The organism is Mesorhizobium sp. A623, from assembly GCF_054489405.1.
Genome location: NZ_JBTMXB010000095.1, coordinates 1 through 2,379, shown reverse-complemented (window position 1 = coordinate 2,379; position 2,379 = coordinate 1). Strand labels below are relative to the sequence as shown.

The 2,379-nt window shown below is 63.5% G+C and carries 3 protein-coding genes; 2 read left to right on the top strand and 1 reads right to left on the bottom strand.

Annotated features, from left to right (window positions below):
• Positions 1-207 precede the first annotated feature (207 nt).
• Positions 208-1,140, top strand: coding sequence for a DUF1403 family protein (locus tag ACX3P1_RS27935; protein WP_459083027.1), 933 nt, complete (start codon positions 208-210; stop codon positions 1,138-1,140).
• Positions 1,141-1,142: 2 nt separating this feature from the next.
• Positions 1,143-1,859 (top strand): SMC-Scp complex subunit ScpB, encoded by a 717-nt coding sequence (gene scpB, locus ACX3P1_RS27930; protein ID WP_459083025.1) that lies wholly within the window; start codon positions 1,143-1,145, stop codon positions 1,857-1,859.
• Between the two features lie 67 nt (positions 1,860-1,926).
• Here the strand turns inward: scpB and ACX3P1_RS27925 are convergent, their stop codons facing one another.
• Entirely contained in the window at positions 1,927-2,361 is a 435-nt protein-coding gene (locus ACX3P1_RS27925; protein WP_459083023.1) for a MurR/RpiR family transcriptional regulator, read from the bottom strand.
• Positions 2,362-2,379 lie beyond the last annotated feature (18 nt).

Here is a 2,379-nt window from a genome sequence, read left to right as displayed (position 1 = left end):
GATTTTCGGGGGTTTGATCGAGGTTTCGGGCCATTGGCGCAGGCTATGGCATAACGAACGATAAGGCAACATTATCGGTCGTTATGCAGCAAGACAGGCGGTGCGGTTGATGACGAATAGAGTGGCATCAAGCGCACGACCACGGTAGGCTGGCCGGCCATGATTCGAGCCGATCAAACCAGGCCCCGGGCCAAAACAGATGCCGCAGTGGGCTCAACCCCGGCCGTCGTGCGGCTGATACCGGCCTGGGTCGTGCCGCGCGGGGCCGTCGCCAGCGATACCGAAGCGGCTTTTATGGCCGGTGCGGCGCTGACTACGCTCGACATGCTGGTGCGGTCCGACCCGGCTTGGGCCGGCGCCTGGCGCCACCGTCTCGCCCTCAAATGCGCCGCCGCCGCCGTTCGCCTTGCTGGCCGCAACGAGGATGAGGCGGCTCTGCGCGACGCCTGGGTTCTGCGCCAGCCCGGCGACGCGCCCGGGCCCGCCGGCACTATTTTGGCCGCGTGGCGGCAACTGGCGGCGCGGCCGCCGGTAGTCGACATCGCGAGACTGGCCGAAGTGGTTGAACAACTCGGCCTGCGCTGGGACGACGGTTTTGGCGATCTCCCGAGCGCCATTGACGATGTGGTCCACTCCGGCCGGCCGGCGCCGTTTGTTGCCGCAGTGATTGCCACCCAGGTTGTTGCCCTGTCGCCGGGAGCGGAATTGCTGGCCTGGTGGTGTGCCGATCTGATCATGGCGCAAAAACTGTGCTGGCCACGCCCGGTGCCGCTGTTGATGGCTCAGGTGTTTTCGCCGGTGTTCCGCATCGATGGTAGTCGGGGGCGGATCAGGCCGGGAGAGGACGGGTTTGAGCGAGCTGTTTGTCTGGCGCTGGCGCAGGGCGCAGCGGCGAGTTGCCAGCTAGGCGCGGACCTGTCTCGGCGCGCCGAAAAGCTCGTTGGAGTGGTCCCTAAACTGCGCGCCAAGGGGGCAGGCGAGGTGATCCAGAAACTGCTGGACGACGATGCCGTGCCAGGCTCACTGACCACGAGAAATCTGTCGCGCTTCGGTTCACGGCGTCTGTTCGAGCGTCTGCAAAAGTTCGAGGCGGTGCGAGAATTATCGGGCCGTTCCACCTTCCGGCTTTTTGGGCTGTAACGATGGCAGAACCGTTCGTCCGCCGAAAGGAAAATGCTGAGTTGGCATTGCTGGACATGGAGCTCGAGCACCTGCCGCCGGAGCTGCGTTGGCGCGAATGGCTTTTGCGCGTCGAGGCGGTGATCTTTGCTGCCGGCACGCCGGTGACCCGCGAAACATTGGCGCGTGTCGTCGGCAAAGGCTGCAACATCGATCTGATCATCGACGACATTCGCGCCGAACTCACTGGGCGGCCCTACGAACTGGTGTCGGTCGCGGGCGGCTGGCAGCACCGGACCAGAAAAATCTATTCCGACGCAATTCAAGCGGCGACGGGGCAGAGCACGGCAGAATCTCGCGCGCTGTCGCAGAGCGAGACGCTGGTTTTGATGTGCATTGCCTATTTCCAGCCGATCACCCGCAGCGAGCTCTCCAGCTTTTTCGGCAAGGAGGTTTCGCGCGACACCATCGGCGCGTTGCGGTCGCAAGAGTTCATCGCCTCGGGTCCGCGCAGCCCGACGCCGGGCGCGCCCTATACCTATGTCACCACCAAAGCGTTCCTCTCCCATTTCGGCCTCGACACGCTGCGCGATCTGCCCGATTTCGAAGCGCTCGAAGACGCCGGGCTGCTGTCCAAGGAAAAGCTGCTCGCGGGCGAGATTCCGGCCGGATTGGCAAACGACGAAAGCGATGAAGCCGACGACAAGAATTTGGATACAATTATCGATGGGATTCGATAGGCAGCCTTGCCGCCAAGTGGCATTTCGACGAGATGGTGTGGAATTTCACGCCGCTACGCTGCCTCGTCTACTTCGATCCGCTCCTCACATGCAGGCTGCGGCTGGCGGCCTCCACTTGGGCGCTGTTTTGCAGGTAACGCTCCGGCGAGCGCATGGCCACCGCCACGCAGAGCGCGTCGACGACGGAAAGCTGGGCGGAGCGGATTTCATTGCTGGCTGTCTGGAAGGACAGGTCGGGAACCGACAGGACAAGGCTGAGGCTCGCCACGGACGTGATGGGAGATTTTGAACTAGAGGTGATAGCGACGACCGTCGCTCCGCGCGAAGCGGCCATGCGCAGCGCCGAGACCACGGTCGCCGTCGAGCCGCTTTGCGAGAGGCCCACCACGACGTCGCCCGCCGAACAAGTGGCGGCGTAGTGAGCCTGAAGAACGATGTCGGTAGGCCGTGTTGCAGGGATCAGAATTTGATCGGAGAGCGCCCTGCCGGTGACAATTCTCATGCCACGCGTTCGAACTCG